9 protein-coding genes are annotated in these 18,892 nt (G+C 41.2%); all 9 read right to left on the bottom strand.

Going from position 1 to position 18,892, the window contains the following annotated elements; translation table 11 throughout:
* Positions 1-10: 10 nt before the first annotated feature.
* Positions 11-1,225 carry a cyclically-permuted mutarotase family protein gene (locus FDF36_RS00045; protein ID WP_220389864.1) on the bottom strand — a complete coding sequence of 405 codons (1,215 nt, stop codon included), beginning with the start codon at positions 1,223-1,225 and terminating at the stop codon, positions 11-13.
* A gap of 10 nt (positions 1,226-1,235) precedes the next feature.
* Complete coding sequence (locus FDF36_RS00040; RefSeq protein ID WP_220389863.1) at positions 1,236-3,560, bottom strand: glycoside hydrolase family 20 protein; 2,325 nt, start codon at positions 3,558-3,560, stop codon at positions 1,236-1,238.
* 19 nt (positions 3,561-3,579) lie between these two features.
* Positions 3,580-6,150, bottom strand: coding sequence for a beta-mannosidase (locus FDF36_RS00035; protein WP_220389862.1), 2,571 nt, complete (start codon positions 6,148-6,150; stop codon positions 3,580-3,582).
* A 21-nt stretch (positions 6,151-6,171) separates the two neighbouring features.
* The gene (locus FDF36_RS00030) at positions 6,172-8,244 is read right to left on the bottom strand and encodes a GDSL-type esterase/lipase family protein (RefSeq protein WP_220389861.1); all 2,073 of its coding nucleotides are present in this window, start codon (positions 8,242-8,244) and stop codon (positions 6,172-6,174) included.
* The gene (locus tag FDF36_RS00025; RefSeq protein ID WP_220389860.1) at positions 8,241-8,903 is read right to left on the bottom strand and encodes an SGNH/GDSL hydrolase family protein; all 663 of its coding nucleotides are present in this window, start codon (positions 8,901-8,903) and stop codon (positions 8,241-8,243) included. The genes FDF36_RS00030 and FDF36_RS00025 overlap by 4 nt, the downstream gene beginning before the upstream one ends.
* Positions 8,904-8,922: 19 nt before the next feature.
* Complete coding sequence (locus FDF36_RS00020) at positions 8,923-10,935, bottom strand: family 20 glycosylhydrolase (protein ID WP_220389859.1); 2,013 nt, start codon at positions 10,933-10,935, stop codon at positions 8,923-8,925.
* 32 nt (positions 10,936-10,967) lie between these two features.
* Positions 10,968-12,602, bottom strand: a complete 1,635-nt coding sequence (locus FDF36_RS00015) for a sialidase family protein (protein ID WP_220389858.1) — start codon at positions 12,600-12,602, stop codon at positions 10,968-10,970.
* A 277-nt stretch (positions 12,603-12,879) separates the two neighbouring features.
* A complete protein-coding gene (locus FDF36_RS00010) occupies positions 12,880-14,895 on the bottom strand; it encodes a RagB/SusD family nutrient uptake outer membrane protein (protein ID WP_220389857.1) in 2,016 nt (671 codons plus the stop codon).
* An 11-nt stretch (positions 14,896-14,906) separates the two neighbouring features.
* On the bottom strand, positions 14,907-18,077 hold the full coding sequence (locus tag FDF36_RS00005; protein ID WP_220389856.1) for a SusC/RagA family TonB-linked outer membrane protein: 3,171 nt from the start codon (positions 18,075-18,077) through the stop codon (positions 14,907-14,909).
* Positions 18,078-18,892: the final 815 nt, after the last annotated feature.

Below are 18,892 nucleotides of genomic sequence, written 5' to 3'. Positions count from 1 at the left end.
TTATCTGCAATCAGTCAATCATTATCTTAACTATTTCCGGAGTACGGATTCCCGGCTTCAGCTCACCATTGATATTAAAGAAGGTCTGTCCCTGCCCTGTCAATGTAGCACCGGCACGGGCAACATCTTCACTCCGAACAGCCTCTTCCCACTTATCCCGACGTGTATTATAAATCAAAATCCGGTCATTAAAACGATACCATCCTGCCGGATGCAACATATACTTTTTTGCTTCCAACTTCAGACTGTCTACAACAGTTTGTTTGCCATTGGCCACGGCTGTCTTCATCATTTCCTCGCGCTGAAGAGCAGAAAAGAAAATATCTTTGTTGACTCCACCGGTACAAAGTATCAGACTGTCCGTCAGTGCTATACCGGCTCCACCACCCAAAGCGACAGGCACAGAATCATTGCCAACCGGAACAGATACCGACTGCCATTGTTGCAAAGATGGAGAATAGCAATATCCGTCAGTAGAAAGGCTTGCAGACCGTCCATCGGATGCACCGGCAAAACCTCCCCATAAATATAGAAGGGTTTCCCCCTCTTTACGTTGTCCTACACATACCGGTTGTACACGGGGAGAACCCGGAAAATCGGGAAGCCTCTGCCATCCGGTCTCCGGGCTACTCAGACTGAGGCAATAAAGTGCATTCGAAGGTTTACCATCCACATTGCCTCCGGCTACGAAAAGTGTATAATCCACTACTGAACCGCTCATATTATCCATTGTACAAGGTAAAGAAGGGAGTGTATCTACAATCACAGTCTGTTTATCGTCAGTCAAAAAAAGGCGGTAAACAGCAGATAAAGATCCATTTTCGTTCGATCCACCCACACAAACGACCCCTTGAGGAGTCGAAACCGAAACTCCATAAGCAGCAGCAACAGGTAACTGACCGACCTGTCTCCATATGAAAACTGAATCTGCAGAAGCGTCAGCAGCATAAATACCTTGGTAGAATTTCTTCTTCCCTCCTTCGGCTGCCGGAGTTTCCGGAAAATTACATCCGCCGGCAATCAATAACTCTCCCTGATAGATGCCGGCATAACATGCCGATACACCCAAAGAAAAACCGGGTTCTCCTTCGGGGAATCCGGTCATTTTCTGCACGCTAATCCCTTCTTCATTAGGCGCAACTTGCCGGGAGTCGCACGAAGCAACCATCCCGGCAAGTAAACATCCAATGATAGAAAGAAAACGAATCGTTTTAGTTTCTGTCATTTCTATTTTTTCAATTCAACGTAATTTCATCTACAAATAAGAAGCCCGGATTACCTTTACCACCATGCCATGCCGGAATGGAGTGTTCCGACGTTGCAACCACTTTCACATAACGGGTTTTCACCGGATCAAAAGTCAATTTGTGCTCATAAAGCCCATTGCGATCTGTCTCTTTCATCTCGGGATATGCTTCAGAAGCAACTTTAGTAAAAGTCTTATCATCATCTGAAACCTCAATTGAAAAAGAACGTGCATCGAATACCCAGTCCCCCTTTTCAACACAAGTAGTGATAGCTACACTTGAAATTTCGGTAGGTTGCTGCAAGTCAATTGTTACATCCATATCATTCTTATAGAATGCGATCCAACGGCCGGTTTTATAATTGCCATTTCCTTTCAGTCCGTCTACTAATGTAGAAACACCACCAAATTCATATTGCTTGTTTACAGGCTGATTAGCTTTAATAGGCTTTGAAGTAGATTTACTGAAAGCAATCTTTTCAGTCAGCATTTTGCTGTTTCCGGTAGGACGAACAGCAACCGCCTTTAAAGTACAACTTTCCTTAATCGTAAGAATACTGTCACATATGGGAGAAGCTGCCGTAGGCTCAGTTCCATCTAATGTATAATGGATGGGAGCACCGTCAATAGTAGTCATCACTACATCTACTGCTCCTGTGGCCGAATTAGCAACAAACTCGGATTTCACATCAAATACATGTTTGGCATAATTATATCCTTCAGCTTCATATATATTAATCAATTGTGGCAAACGGGTCAGGAAGTTTTCATAATTCTTCTTTTCAGGATTAGACCATTGCACCTCTGCTAAAGCAGCCCAACGCGGCAACACCATATACTGAGCCTGAGAGAAAGTAGGAATGTATTCCGTCCAAAGATTAGCTTGCACACCAATAATATATTTTTGCTCTTCCGGAGTCAATGAAGAGGGCATTGGCTCATAACTATACACTCTCTCCAAAGGTAAATAACCACCAATAGCCAAAGGTTCATTCTCAGTATCTTTGGTCTGATAGTAGTCAAAGTAAAGATAAGTGTTCGGAGTCATGATAACATCATGTTTCTGCTTGGCAGCCTCGATACCGCCACCTTCACCACGCCATGACATCACGGTTGCATTCGGAGCGAGTCCACCTTCCAAAATTTCATCCCAGCCGATAATCTGACGTCCGTGCTCGTTCAGGAATTTTTCTGCATGGTTGATAACAAAACTTTGCAAATACTCTTCTTTTGAATGCTTGGCATCACTCTTGATTCCCAAAGCTTTGATACGAGCCTGACACTTCGGACATTTCGCCCATTCACTCTTCGGACATTCATCACCACCAACATGAATATATTCAGATGGGAAGATATCCATAACTTCTGTCAGTACATCATCGATAAAGGTCAGCACACTGTCGTTACCGGCACATAATACCTGATCAGATACTCCCCATATCTTCCAAACTTCATACGGACCACCGGTACATCCCAAATGGGGATAAGCAGCCAATGCTCCCTGCATATGTCCCGGAAGGTCAATTTCCGGAATAACAGTGATATAACGATCGGCAGCATAAGCTACGATTTCTTTTGCTTCTTCCTGAGTGTAGAAACCACCATAAGGTTTTCCATCATATTCTCCTGAATTACGTCCGATTACAGTTTCCGATCTCTTTGAACCGATTTCTGTCAACTTAGGGTATTTCTTGATCTCAAGTCTCCAACCCTGGTCCTCTGTCAAATGCCAATGCAAACGATTCATGTTATGCAAAGCCATCATATCGATATATGTCTTTACTTCATCTACCGTGAAGAAATGACGTCCCACATCAAAATGGGCACCACGATAGCTGAAACGAGGATAGTCGTTGATTTCTACAGCCGGCAATGAAGGAGTTGTACCAATGGCAACCGGAATAGACTTGCGTAACGTCTGGATACCATAGAATACACCGGCTTCAGTGGGAGCAGCAATGGTTACACCATCTGCATTCACACTCAACTGATAAGCTTCAGGGTTCTCTGATTCCATACCCAATTTAAGCAGAATAGCACCTTTACCTTCAGTTCCAGCTTCAACTGCATAATCCTTACCTGTAGCTTTCTTCAGATAATTCGCCAGGAATTGGGCATTACGTTGCATCTTTTCATTTCCTTCCGGATAGATGATTTTCACACTACCATTCAATGTAAATGGTTGGCTTTGAGCAGTAGTAATTTCCTGAGGTAAAGGAATTACCTGGTAATTAGCTGTAGTCTCTTTGTCGTTACACGAAGAAATAAATCCCGTGAGCGCCAGTAAACCGGCAATTTTAAAAAGATTTCTCATACAAATTATTTAATAGGTGTTAGTTATAGGTATCTCGTACATGTTTCACTGTAATATTTTGCTGTTCTCCTTTCTTAATATCCGGAGACGTAATCGTTATCTTCTTGTTTTCCCCCGGCAACAGATCAAAGAAATTATCACTGAAACGGGCGCCCTGAACAGGAATCTGGATAAATACATCTTTAGCCAGCTTAGAAGACGATAAGGTCACTTCACACTTACCATCGGATTGCTTTACTTTCATAGAAACATTTGTTCGGGGCAACTCCAGATCCTTAGTCTTATTAAAGAAATAAACCTCTTCAGCTATTTTCTTACCGGTTTTATCTCTCAAAGCAAGTAGTAAGAAACTGTTTTTACGCTGTTCCGGTGACACCCACTCACTCAACGGTTTACGAAAGACACAAGAAGAAACATTCGCCGGAATCTCGACTGCCCTGACAACTTCCTTATCTAATGTCTTGCCATTAAAGTCAGTCACTTTCATTTCAAGTGTAAGCTGACTCTGTTCTTCCAGCAAATCAGATATCAGATAAACACTCAAACTATCACCTTCTTGTATTGCGTTGACCAGCAGTGGTGCAAAAGCACGCTTTGCCTGATAGTGCAATGCCTTCCAGTTGCCATAATAGTCTATACTTGACCAGGAAACGACAGGCCAACTATCATTAAGCTGCCAATACAGTGTCCCCATACAATAAGGCCGGTTGCGACGATGTGCTTCCATACCATGGCGCATACCATGCCCCTGAAGTACAAGTCCGATATATACAAAGTCTTCAAACTTCTCAGGAACGATATAATCACGCTCCATATAAGTTCGTATCAAATCGTTACCGATACTGCTTTTCTGGTGTCCGTTCATTACCTCCGATTCAATCTGATAGTCTTTCGGAGACGCAAAAGTAGCAATCGTCTTCATTTCAGGAAACGACTGAAAACCGAATTCGCTCATGAAACGCGGCAAATCGGTATCTAATGACTCAAAAGGCTTCTTGCCATACCACACCCCCCAGTTATGACTATCGCCTATCCCCCAAGACTCCGGACGTCCCCAATTTGCGAAATAAGGAGAAGAATGTTTGTAGAAACGCCCTTCATCAAGTTCTTTCACCTTTGCAGGCAGCAATCCCCGGAATAACTTATCATATCCCCGGAACATGTTTTCATATACTTCCGGAGTATAATTCTTTTGCCATCCCCAGTATTTTAATCCTTCCAGAATTTCATTATTCCCACACCACATGGCGAGTGAAGCGTGGTTTCGCAGACGTTTGATATTATATTCCGCCTCCTCTTCCACTCGCTTCAAGAAAGTAGGATCACTCGGATAGGAAGTACATGCAAACATAAAATCCTGCCAGACAAGAATACCATTTTCATCTGCCAGATCATAGAAACAATCGTCTTCATAAGTTCCCCCACCCCATATACGAACCATATTCATATTAGCCTCTTTCATATCCCGGAACAGAGTTTTATAACGTTCGGTAGTTATATTGGGGAGCAACGCATCATCAGGAATATAGTTTGCTCCTTTTGCGAACATCGGGATGCCATTCACCTCAAAATAAAAAGATTCTCCATCTTTGTCTTTTTCGTTCACTACGCGTATCGTGCGAAGTCCGATTCGATGCTGCCGTGCGGCGACCGTTTTGCCATCACACACCACCTGCACTGAGAAATCATACAAATGAGGTTTCCCCCACCCATTGGGCATCCAACGCACGGGGTTCTGAATATCCAATGGAATTTGGACTTGATTTAAACCCGGTTTTAATGTTATATTTTTCTTTACCGTCACTTCCTCTCCTCCTTCCAATGAATAAGAGATCCAAACCTCAGCAGGCTTTTCTTTCTCAGAAATACTATTAATTTCCAATTCATTAGAGAGTTTTGCAACCTGATCTGTCAGACTGAGCTGCTTCACATGAAAATCTGCAATAGTAGCAACATCATAAAAACGAAGAGTAACAGGACGCCAGATACCGCTTGTAACCATACGGATTCCCCAATCCCATCCATAACTATAAGGAGCTTTCCTGGTAAATACGCTAAGACGTTTTTCGTGGTGATCATTATCTGCCGGATAATTAAATCCATTGGAGGACCACTGTGGAAGAGTTTGTTTTATCGGAGAATGAAAATAAACATGCAGTAGATTCTCCCCTTTACGTAATACTTGTTTTACAGGAACTGCATAACCCACAAACATATTATCTGATTTCAGAATCAGAGAGCCGTTCAAATAAACATCCGCATAGGTATCCAGTCCCTCAAAGGAAAGCTGGGCGGCCTCTCTCTTCAATTGCTCTTCTGTAACGACAAAACAGGTTTTATATTCCCAATCCTCGTTTTCCACCCACTGAATCTTCTTTTCATTGGTGCCATAAAACGGATCGGGTAACAGTTTATGATGAATCAAATCCTGATGGACAGTGCCCGGGACAGTAGCCGGTAGCCATTTTTCTGTCCCCACTTGTGAGAATGACCAATCGTCATTCAACATTAACACATCTGAAGTGTCTCTGTTTTGCCCATAAGCTAAACCACAACAACATACAAGTCCATACAATAATTTTTTCATCATAAACTGCTCTCCTTTTCAGGTTTATCTTCCCCAGTCCGTACGGAACGTAGATGCCGGTAAGCCATCACCATTGACCAGATTGGCCCGAGTGAAAGGTTGCCAACCGTAACGTACATGAAGAGGATTCTTCACTTCTTTACTATATACTTTTATTTGATTTCCTACAACTTCGGCTGTAGCCGGATAATAAATATCTTCTGTTTCAGCCACTTCGAATGTGCGCAACGGTTTCCCATCCGATGAATGCATACCTTCAGCACAATCAAATGACACGTAAGCCGCACCATCACGGAACTCTACATTGCGGAACATTGGCCCTGAAGGCGTTACATCCTTCTTTCCATAAGTCTGATTCAAAGCCCAATGTGCCAAACGCTCCCCAACCGGCTGTTTGTGTTTGGGGTGCACATCAAGCGAATCACCCAGGTCACTCGATACCGCCATACCCGTATTAGGAATCTCATACATCATTCTGCGCTGGCTATCACGGAACCATGGCCATGACGGACGGTCGATACTTGACAACTGTACATAATAAAAAGGTAAATTCTCATTTTCCCAATTTTTACGCCAGCTCTCAACCAAGAGCTTAAACAATTTCTCGTGTGCCTCACGATTATGTGCATTCGATTCACCTTGATACCAAATAATACCTTTAATAGGATACTGTTCTAAAGGGCGGATACCGGCTTCATACAAATAACAAGGTTCGTAAGGATGGCGTTGCTGTTTACTAGCCGCCTTTTTAACATTAAGGGCGGCACGACCGCGTACCCAGTCTTGGATAAAGTCATTTTGAGTCCAGTTACGTAATATAGCCGGAAATTTATATTCCAATGTATTACGGTCTACCCATGCTTCGGTAGGCGAACCACCGATCGCATTACAAATCAATCCTACAGGCACTTTCAGGCTATCCTGCAACATTTTGCCAAAATAATAGGCCACAGCAGAAAAAGAACCTGCTGTGGCAGGTGAACAAACTGTCCATTCGGTATCTTTATAATACTGCAAATGATTCAACGAATCCAATACGGATGCATCCCACTTCACTGCGTCTGTACGCCAGCGTGCCTTCATATCGAACAAACGAATCTGATCATTAGTAGCCTGCGGAATATCTCTTTTGGCCGTTTTACTCCAACTCAAATAAAATTCCATGTTAGATTGTCCGGAACAAAGCCACACTTCTCCGGCCAAAACATTATTGAATGTTTGTTTCTGTTTTCCAGCAGAGACAGTCAGTGTATATGGGCCACCGGCCTTTAATGGTCGAATGGTGACAGCCCAGTCCCCATTGGAGGCAGCCTTTGTAATCAACTTCTGTTTAGCTATTGAAACAGTCACTTTTTCACCCGCATTTGCTTTACCACGAATAGTCAGAGGCTGCCCATGTTGAAGCACCATGTTGTCAGTGTACAACTCAGATAAATGTAACCCTCCAAAATCTCCTGTAATCGCAGAATATACTGTTTCTGCAAGAATACCTGCTCCCTCTACGTTAGGATGTACGGCATCCGGAAGAAGATATGGGTAAGGATAAAGCGGTTCATGGAAATCCATTAACTGGACTCCCGCATATTTAGCTATCGTCTCAATACTTTGTTGAATTTCTCCATGCCAATCACGGGTACCTGACTCAAAACGAGGATGACGGTCAGCAATCGGTGTCAAACGAGCAATAATAATATGACATTTAGGATTGGCAACTCTGAAAGAATCAATCAACGCCAGATAATCTTTCACGAAACTGTCACGATAGTTCGGCCAGTCACGAGGATCCGTATCATTGATTCCCAAATGAATAACAACAATATCGCCAGCAAAAGCAAGCGCTTTTTTAAATTCTTCCTGCTGCATGTAAGGGCGATGTCCTTTATTTAATAAAGTGGCCCCTGATTTTCCGAAATTTCCAACTTCATAAGTATCGCCCAAAAGTTGTTGCAACTGTGAAGGATAAGAATCCGTTGCCGGATTTGGAAGAGTATACCCATACGTAATACTATTCCCTACGCAAGCAACTTTTATCCGCTTCTGTGCGGATAAAACTGCGCAAATCATCAAAAATAGAGATAAGAATAGTATCTTTTTCATTTCTTGTTTATATAAGGTTTAACAATATTCACCCATTTAAGGTAGCCTTTACCCAGTAAGTGTAAACCATCATTTGTATACTCAACATTCATCTTACCGGTCTTCCCGTCAACAAAATGAGAATAGAGATCAATATAGGTCACGTGTTCTCTGTCAGCCAGCCGAAGCAGCCCTTCATTAATCTTTTTCACCTCTTGCCAACGTGATGTATGTCCACCAAACATCTTATAATGATCGGTTACCGGAAGTACACTTTGCAAATATAGCTTTGTTTTTGGAGATTCTTGTTTAATTTTTTGAGTAATCATACCAATATGGTTAACAATTGTATCCGCAGAAGTACCCCGGCTTACATCATTTATGCCGATCAACAAGAATATTTTAGCCGGTTTTCCTTTCAGAATCGCATCCAGACGATCATAAACTCCCATACAGATGTCTCCACTGATTCCCCGGTTCTTGACATGCTTGTTTTCAAATAACTCACTCCATTCTCCCCCATTAGTAATACTATTACCAAGGAAGATGATATCTTTTGGAGTCACAGGCAACTCCTCAAACAGAGTTGCACGTTGATAATAGAACGTAGAATATTTGCGTTCCTGCGCATTGCCCGCCATTGAGGCGAGCAATAACATCATTAATAAAATTTTCTTCATTCGTTTTTATTTTTCTCGATCACTTCGTTTTGTCAGGCGAGTAAATAAGTCCGTCAACTGCATTTTCTCCATCAGGAGTCACAAAAACCGCAGTAAACATCCATTTAAGTAAACGCACTTCAGGTATACTAAATTTGCCAACCGGTAATTTCAGGAAAACCTTATTCCAGCCTTTATTCAAATGTACAAGGATAGGTGGGCGTGCCACACAGTTTTCATTGCCAAGCGCAACCTCATTGCTTTTCGTACGATGGGTGGCCGACCATACGGGAGGTTGTATTTCTTCATCATTAATCCAGATGCGGCTTCCTTTATAATCCCATTTTCCCTGTAATGGGGCCAAATCCATTTCCGAACGGCTATAGTTCTGAAATTCAGCCCACAGCCCTACTTCCTGATCTTTAGGAGAATAAACCCACGTATAAGCATAAGCCGTATGGTTTTCCTGTGGGGTCTTATAAAAGGTAGGTACCATACTTCCCCATACATGACGAAGATAAATACCTGCACCAATTGCAGGACGTACTCCATACTCTTTGCCTTCATAAGAATAGGAGTTCTTCAATTCCTGTTCCGGAGGGAAGACCTTATTCAAATCTCCACCATTAGGGAATGCGTCAGTTATATTCCATTTTATATTCGTCTGTTTTACATAAGCGAACGGATAATCCTTAAATGTATGCTCTTTATACCAAAGCATACGATTCTCAAAATCAGCAAATTCTTTAAATTCCGGAGAATCTTCGGAAGGCAAGATAGTACCATTCTTATCAAAATACTCTGTACCTCCTCCTCTCCATGCACGTTCAGCTATAGCCAGCATATTAGGATAGAAGTTATTTTCAAGTATAATATTACGTTCGTCAGCTATGTAACGGTCATTCCAGATAGCAAGAATCGTACCCGCAATATCCTCGCTTCCTTGTTCAACATTATAAATGCGGCTATTATACAATGCAATTATATCACCGAAAGTATCAAAATGATTGAGATAGTGAAACTTAGAATCAATTGCCGGAATGCCTTTCTGAGCTTTCCCACGATAGCTCCACAAATGTGTCATATCTATTTCACCCGGTTTATAATGCCATCCGGGATTCCAAGAGATTACCTTCTTCCCTTTAGCACGGACATGCGCAACCATTTCAGGAACAAACTCCGGATTGGTAAACCGAACTTCATCCGTACCAATATGAAGATAAGGTACATCAAAAGTCTCACAAACTTCATCGACCAATAGTTTAAGAATTTTCATTCCTTCCGGGCTCTGCATATCATGACGGAATGTACGGACAAAAGCCTCACTATGCCCCGGCATATCAAATTCCGGGATTAAAAGTATATTATGCGCTTTACAAAAAGTGACTAAATCTTTCGCTTCTTCCAATGTATAGTATTTACCCGGCATACGAGTCGTATTCACACTGTCATTCAGCATCGGAAAAATTTTACTTTCCAGCCTCCACGATTGATTTTCAGTCAGGTGCCAATGAAAGACATTAATTTTAAAACGTGAAAGAATAGCAATTTCACGTTTCAATTCTTCAATCGACATATACGTACGCCCTACATCCTGCATAAAGCCACGTATTCGGAAAGCAGGCCAGTCAACAATTGAACAACCGTTGAATGTTGCCTTTTTCTTTCGCACATCCTGTAGCTGGGCCAAAGTTTGCATAGCCCAATACACACCATGCTCCGTCACAGCCTCAACCGTAACTTTACCATTATTTACCACCAGGCGATAAGCTTCGTCTGCGTTCAAAGGTACCTCTTCTAATGAAGGTACCAGTTTCACTTCAATACTTGCACGAGCTTTGTCATCAATGACTCCACCCCTATCGACAACAAAAGCTTCCCACTCTTGCCGAAGCACCGGAGTAGAAAGCTTTGTTCTGCCCAGTACAAAACTGGAACTTAAAGGAGTAAACTTTTGCGGCTCCGGAAGCAGGTGATATTCACCTGCCCGAACCGTAGAAATTGTGCATAAGTAAATAATGAAACTGATTAAGAAAATTTGTTTATTTCTCATCGGTGTTTATTTAGTTTATAGGGGAAAATTTCTCATTTAATAATGTCTTTCAACTTCACTGCCTGGAATGTCATATGTGCCACACTGCTTTCATAAAGAATACCAACCGTTTCTTTATCAATCATAGTAAGACAAGAATAACCCCAGTTATTGCCTTCATCCAATAAAAGCTGGTGTTCGGGTGACCAAGTCACACCACCATCCAGACTGATTTTAATAGTAGTATTATAACGTCCTTTCGTCGTATTAGGATTAGAGAATATCAATAAATCCTTGCCCAAAACATTATCTTTGGCTTTCACACTTATCAAACTAGCCATGCAAACCGATTCCGGCAATGCCTTGCGAGAAGATTCATGTTCTGTCCATGTTTTACCCAAGTCTTTTGTAATAGCTACAGCACGACTTCCACCACGATTATCACGCATATTCAACATCAAAACTCCGGGCTCGACCTCGGCAACCTGAGCCTCTGTAGTATTCGTGCGTGCATAATTGTGCATTTTCCAGTTTTTACCACCATCTTTGCTATACATGATACCTGCATTGGGTACACGTGTCGAATCAATAAACTGAGTAGGGAATACCAAAGTACCGTCATTCATAGTGATGCCTCGACCCGGACCTTGCAACAGAAAATACCAAGACGGATCTTTTACCTGTTCTGTGATATTAATAGGTGCAGACCACGTTTTACCGTCATCCGTACTTTTGGCAAGAACAAGTTGCGCAGTATGATTCATATCCATACCCGGATGTGAACTCCACCATGCACGTTGGTTACCCATACCATGTGTCCAGGCAGCAACCACCCAAACATTATTTGTTTTTGTATCAACAAGGATAGAAGGGTCTCCTACTCCATTCTGACCGGCAGGCAGACCACCGAACTCCCCAAATGCCAAAGGCAAACGCATTTTTTCCCAGGTTTTTCCGCCATCTGTACTGCGGCTTAAACCAACATCAACATGCTCTTGCAAGTCAACACTACTGTTATAACGTACATCATAAACTCCCAGTAATGTACCTTTATTAGTAGTCACCAATCCCGGAATACGGAATGCGGCAGAATTATCATCTCCGGCATGGCGCACTCCTACTCCCATACGGTGCTCTATTCCATTTTCTGAAACAACATCCAATAGGGCTTTTTTACCATCCAAAGTAATTGAAGCAATATCTGCAGTCACCTTGCTGGTAAGCGAAGTACCAGGCTTCATTTGCAGGCTAATCCAGAAATAGTTGATTCCCGGAAACAGTTCTTGATCTCCTTTCAAAACCACCTGATTGCGAGGATTGCTCACCTCCGACTTTTTAATTGAATAAGACGGATTGGCGGCAAGCGTCTTTCCCGGGGTATTACTGGAGATGTATCCCACGGGAGCAAAACGTTTCTTATCTCTGTCCTGCAATGCCTCTGTACCGCCATAATAAAGTTTTATAGACTGAATTTCAGACAGGTCCACTCCTTTACCAAGATTTAACACTACATCATTAAGGGTCTGGCTCTCTTTAGCATCCAAACGAAGATAGAACAAGACATTATCTTGCCTTTCTATCAAAATAGGAATACGGGTCTCACGAACAAAAATTGTATCTGCGGCTCGAACTACCGGTATAGCACACAGAAAACAGAAAAGCGAAAATAGAATTACGGCTTTTTTCATGGTATCGACTAATTAATATTTATGTTATCGGGAGCAAAGATAGTATTTTTTATTATACAACGCTTATGTTAATTAAATATTTTATTATATATAGTCGAATTAATAAACAACACACTACTCGGTACAAAACACTAAAGTATCGGAAATAAACTTCTCTCAAGCGGTCATTAAAGATTATCTTTTCAATTAGGGTTATATCTAAAAATAAAGAGAGGGGTGTTATTGTTTGTAACACCCCTCCACTTTATCTTATTTCGGTAACCTATTGAAAACTCAATTATTCTTCAGCCACTTCTCCAATCTTAGTTGACCAATAAGGATTCTGATACAATACAGATGTCTCTGCTTTTTCATCCGGAGACAGCAATTCCATCTCGCGAACCGGCACAGGGTTGAGATAATGGGCCTTCTGCCAAGTATACCCATCGTATACGTCATTATTGGTTTTCAAAATAGCATACGGACGCAGATATTTAAAGGAACGTGAAGATATATTGGAACCTTCTTCACCAGAATCTTTAAATGTGACCTCAGCACCATTTTCATCTTTATTAGCCGACTTATACATTTCATCCCAGAAATTACATCCTTCAGGAATATAATTTTTCGTCAGCAGATGATCCATCGAACGCCAGCGAATCAAATCATCCCAACGCATGCCTTCACCAATAAATTCACAACGGCGTTCGCGGCGAATATTCAATAAAGTAGCATCTACGACTTGCCCACCTGAATATTTACCCCAATCTGTTTCCAGACTCAAATCAGTAGCATTGATAGTCTTTGTAAAATCGGGATCTACACCAGCACGTTCACGAACGGCTCTCCAATATTGAGCTGCCTTACCTGTAACGTTACCATTCTTCATATAATAAGCTTCCAAATAGTTCAGATAAGCCTCTACACCACGGTAAATAATACATCCGGTAGTTGACTCAGCTTTTCCCCATACATTCTGTGCCATATCAAAGCTGGCGTATTTACGAACACGATATCCTGTCTGGTCTCTCATCTCTTCACGGTTAGATACAGGATGCGGAGCAAACATTTTCACCGTACCCGCTTCTTCGGTTGAATATACAGGCACAAAATTACTTTCACCAAACATAAACAACTGAAGACGGTTATCACGATTTGCTTTCACATTATCCAATGTAGCATCACCTTTATAAGGAGCCGCACTGCTTGCCGCATACCAAGGTAAACCATCCTGCATCAAGAAACTTTCAACATAGCTTTTCAACAAGCCATGATTAGAACCGGACGCAATCCATGCCGGAGTACCATGCATGATAGAGAAACTACCGGTTTTTGCATACTGACGCCAGAACAACACTTCGTCATAGCCGCTTAAATCAACATTGGCATACATTTCAAAATAAGGATTCCATCCGGATGTAATAGAAGGACTGGCAGGATCTTCAACCTTTGTATTAGGGGTCAAAGTAATTTTATCTGCCACTTCTTCCGCTGCTTTCATGGCTTCTGTCAAGAAGAAATCTACTTCTGCTTCCACATCCAACGAAAAATTAGGATGCACTTTCTTTCCCGGCCAGTTATCATCTCCCGGTACACGTCCTGTACCCTTATGGTATCTTTCAAAAGAGGCTTCATACAGTGCCACCCGGGATTTAATCAGCAAAGCTGTCTCACGATTCAAACGGGTATTATTTTTAAATCCCTTACTGTACATCATATTGGCAGCATCATCCAAATCTTTCAGGATAAAGCGGGCAACCAGATTACGAGGTTGGCGGACACCTTTTTCCATCAGCACCGTTTTGTCATCGGGCAAAACCTCTGTTACGATCGGAAAGTCACCATAAGTACGCAATAAATTATAGTACACAAGAGCACGCATCAGATGCATTTCTCCAATATAATGACGAATATCGGCATCTGCTCCGGCAACCTCACCCGCTTCATACTTAGGCACAGCATTCTCAAAGAAATAGTTACAATAACGGATATTACTAAAACTCCAGTTACCATCACTCGAAGGAACCTTCCAAAGCCCCTTCACATAGCGGCTACTACGTCCTCCGGCCACCATATTATCTGTCCCGCCATCGTTATTCGCTATCCCTGCTCCATAACCACCATGCGAAGGAAAATAGTTTTGATACCTCGCTATAGAATAAGCAGCGAAATGGTCTACTGTCTGAAAATAGACTTCCGGTGTGACAGAAGAAAGCGGTTCTCTGTCAAGAAAGTCATTACAGGATGTGAGTGTCAATGCCCCTCCTGCAATAAAACATGCTTGTATAAACAGATCTTTTATCTTAAGTTTCATAATGCTTCAATTTAAAAATTAATGTTAACACCCACAGATATTACTCTTTGCAAAGGATACAATTTACCGGATCCTGTTCCAGCCAAACTTCCGGTAGCCTCCGGATCGAAAATTTTAGAAAGGCTGGTGATTGTCGCCAGGTTATCTCCTGAAAGATATACACGTACAGAAGATATTCCGGCTTTTCCTGTCCATACTTTAGGTAATGTATAACCTACCTGAACATTTTTCAAGCGCAGATATGCACCATTCTGCAAGTAGCGAGTCTGAGTCTGAGTATTACGCCCACCACTAAAGTTAACACGTGGATAATATGCATTTAAATTAGCGCCCAATGGATCACCCTCAGGACGGAAGAAATCCCAATGTTCAGTAAAACCAGTAGATTGCCACTCATTTCCTTGTCCGTTAGCTCCCCAGAAATAACATCCGTCCAGCCATAGGTCACGTTTTCCGATTCCTTGCATGAAAATGCTGAAATCGAATCCTTTCCACGCAGCATCCAATGTAATACCATATTTAAGTCGAGGGGTCGAATTACCAATAATGCGATAGTCGCCGGTATCTCCTAACTTATTAGTACCATTACTTATTTTTCCATCACCATCCAGATCCGCATACATGATATCACCAGCTCCCCAATTAGTTCCTACAGAAGACTGATCAACTTTTGCCAAATGGGCATCCATCTCTTCTTGTGATTTCGCAATGCCAATTGTTGTCAATCCCCAAATATCATTCAAGTGTCTGCCTTTATAGTACGAACCTACATCATATGAGTCATTCGGATAACGCAAAATCTTCTGTTGGTCATCAGAAAGCACTAATTTAGCCCCATAAGAAACTTCACCAATCCGGTCTCTCCAATTCAACTCCAGCTCAAAACCATATGATTTCATATCCGAGTTGTTGATTTTAGGAACTGAAGTTCCCAACAGGCTTGAAAGTTCAGGAGCCGGCCCAATCATATCATAAGTATAACGTACGAAATAGTCGAATGAACCTGACAAACGGTTATTAAAGAAAGACCAATCCAAACCGACATCCCAAGTTTCTACTGTCTCCCAAGTTTTTTTAGAGCTGACAATGCCCGGATTTGTAGCATAGTTAGGACGTTCGCCATTTACTAACCAACCATAATTAGACCCCACAGGCATAGTCTGATAAAATGGATACCAAGCATCATTGGTATTCGTATTACCCAACTGCCCCCATGAAGCTCTCAATTTTAAACTCCCCATATTGATCTTCTCAGCAAAACTTTCCATGAATGGTTCGCGAGCAATATTCCAACCGGCAGAGAAAGATGGGAAGAATCCCCAACGTTCTTTTCCGACAAAACGGGAAGAGCCATCATATCGGCCATTGGCCTCAAACATATAGCGATCTTTATAACTCCAGTTGACACGTGCAAAGAAACCGGCTACAGAATTGTCAGCATAACCACCATAAGCCTGTGGGTCATCAGTTGCCGTATTAATAGTCGGTACCCCCGGAGTAATCAATGTATTTTTCTCAGCTGTAATGTTTCTGGTTTTATATAATTCTGCATTAAAACCAGCCATCACTTTAAAATAATGTCCGTTATCAAACTGCTTGAAATAGTCTGAATAAATATTTGTAGTATAGTAATTTTCCTTCCAGCTATATTCATTCACACGAGAAGAACCTGCTGCATAAGAACCGTATCCCATATCCCACACTGTATAATAGGGATCTCCATCTACATTGTAGGCATAAACAGGCAATACTTCCCAATGCTGGTATTGAGTCGTAGTACGTATACTACCTTCAAGATTGATTTTCCAGTTTTTAATAGGCTCGAAAACCAGTTGCAACTGATTCGTATAAAAATCTTTCTGGCTATTTTGCTTTCCGCCATTTTCCATCTGTTCCACTTCACCTTCGTCCATAGGGAATCCGTTAGGATCATAAGCCGGATGCACAGGCCATTTACGAGCTAAGTTATGGAAAAAGCTTCCTGTCAAGTAAGTAGGACGTTCAAAATCCTCACGGGTCCATTTAGTAGAATACGTCACCTTGAACCAATCAGTGACAGCCGTTGTGATTTTACCATTCAGTGTGTAACGTTGAAACTTATCTGATCCATGACGCATTAAACCTTTCTGATCCAGAAAACTTCCACTAATCAAGTACTGGGTTTTGTCCGTACCACCATTAATACTAAGGTTATGTTCCTGAGATGGCGCCCAATGATCATAGAATTCTTCAAACCAATCCGTGTTTCCATTCGCATTAGCCCATTTTTGCCAAATACCTGCTCCATTATCAACAGTAGTAGCTTTCAGCGTTCCTTCTTGATAGGCTTTGATACGCTCCATTACGGCAGGTGCAAAAATATCACCGCCACCTTTATTAGCAGAAGCACGATTGAAGTACTGAGCAAAAGTGTAAGAATCCATAATGTCCGGAATGCCAATAGCATCAGAAAAACGTGCGCTACCGCTATATGACACATTGGTCTTACCGCTCTTACCACTCTTTGTAGTTACAAGAATCACACCGAACGAAGCTCTTGCACCATAGATAGAAGCCGATGCAGCATCTTTTAATACCGAAACAGATTCGATATCGTTAGGATTGACAGTATTCAGATCACCCTCAATGCCATCAATCAAAACCAATGGAGAAGAACCCGATCCATCACCGATCGTTCCGGCTCCACGAATATTCATGTTCAATGTTCCATCCAGAGAACCACCGTTATTGCCAACAGTAAGATTCAAACCGGGAACAACCCCCTGTAACGCTTGTGAAGCATTTGCTACCGGCCGTGCTTCCAATGCTTCAGCACTAACCATACCTACAGCTCCCGTAACGTTCACCTTCTTTTGTGAACCATAACCTACCACAACAACCTCATCCAGAACTTCCGAATCTTCTTTCAGCACAATATTATAAGTGCTTTCAGAACCAACTTTAATTGTTTGAGGTTTGTAACCAATATAACTCACCAAGAACTGTGAATCAGGTGCCACTTTTAACGAGAATTTACCATTCAAGTCAGTAATTACTCCATTAGTGGTTCCCACTTCAACAACACTTGCCCCAATAACGGGTTCTCCGGTAACATCCGTTACCACCCCCGAAATCGCCTTCACCTGTGCCATCACATTAAACGATAGCAAACAGCCCAACAAAATAAAAAGGACTTTTTTCATAAATTGATTTTTAGTTAATAAAAAGGAAAATTATCTCTTCTAAATCTCTTAAATATAAATACCTGAAAATGAGTACAGTCCTATCGGTACTTAGCTATATGGCATAACAAAGCAGAAATGGTGTAAATATAATAATGTAAAGGCCAGCACCTTAGCACACAAATACAAACTCAAAAAAGAAAGTAATTTGATATAGAGACTTACAATCAAATTTATTATGGTGAAAAGGAGTGAATCATCAGAGTATAGTTTTCATTTTCTCTTGTGCTCGGAACCCACATTTTATATAAGTAAAATGAAGTTGTCTATTTCAACACAAAGAAACATCTCATAACATATAATAAGGTTCATAGCTATAATCATTGGGACATTTCGGGCTAATAAGATAGTGTTGAGAAATAATAATTTGTTACATATACTCATTCTCGCTACAATGGTCTCATATATAATATAAGAAATCAATATTATATATATACCACTCTTCCATAAACAATCTTTTATGAGAAGTTGGAGCCGATTATCTTAGTTTTTCAATATTATTTCGGTTATATAAAAAATATATTTAAAATATGCTTGTGAGTTTTTAATATAATATATATATTTGCAACGGTTTGATAATATATAAATGAAAAGAAATAATAAATTTAACCTTTTTCGTTTATTATTTAAGTAGTAAAAATACCAAGTACCGATAGAACTTAGTAAAAGCAATTATAATTATCTTTATTATTAACTAAAAAGCAATACTTATGAAGAAAACCATCTTCTTGATTTTGTGCTTATTATGCTCTATAGGGGCTATAGCTCAAACAAAA

It is taken from the genome of Bacteroides fragilis (assembly GCF_019583405.1).
Classification (GTDB): domain Bacteria; phylum Bacteroidota; class Bacteroidia; order Bacteroidales; family Bacteroidaceae; genus Bacteroides; species Bacteroides fragilis_B.
The sequence above is the reverse complement of the archived record's forward strand: the minus strand, read 5'-3'. Positions and strand labels throughout refer to the sequence as shown.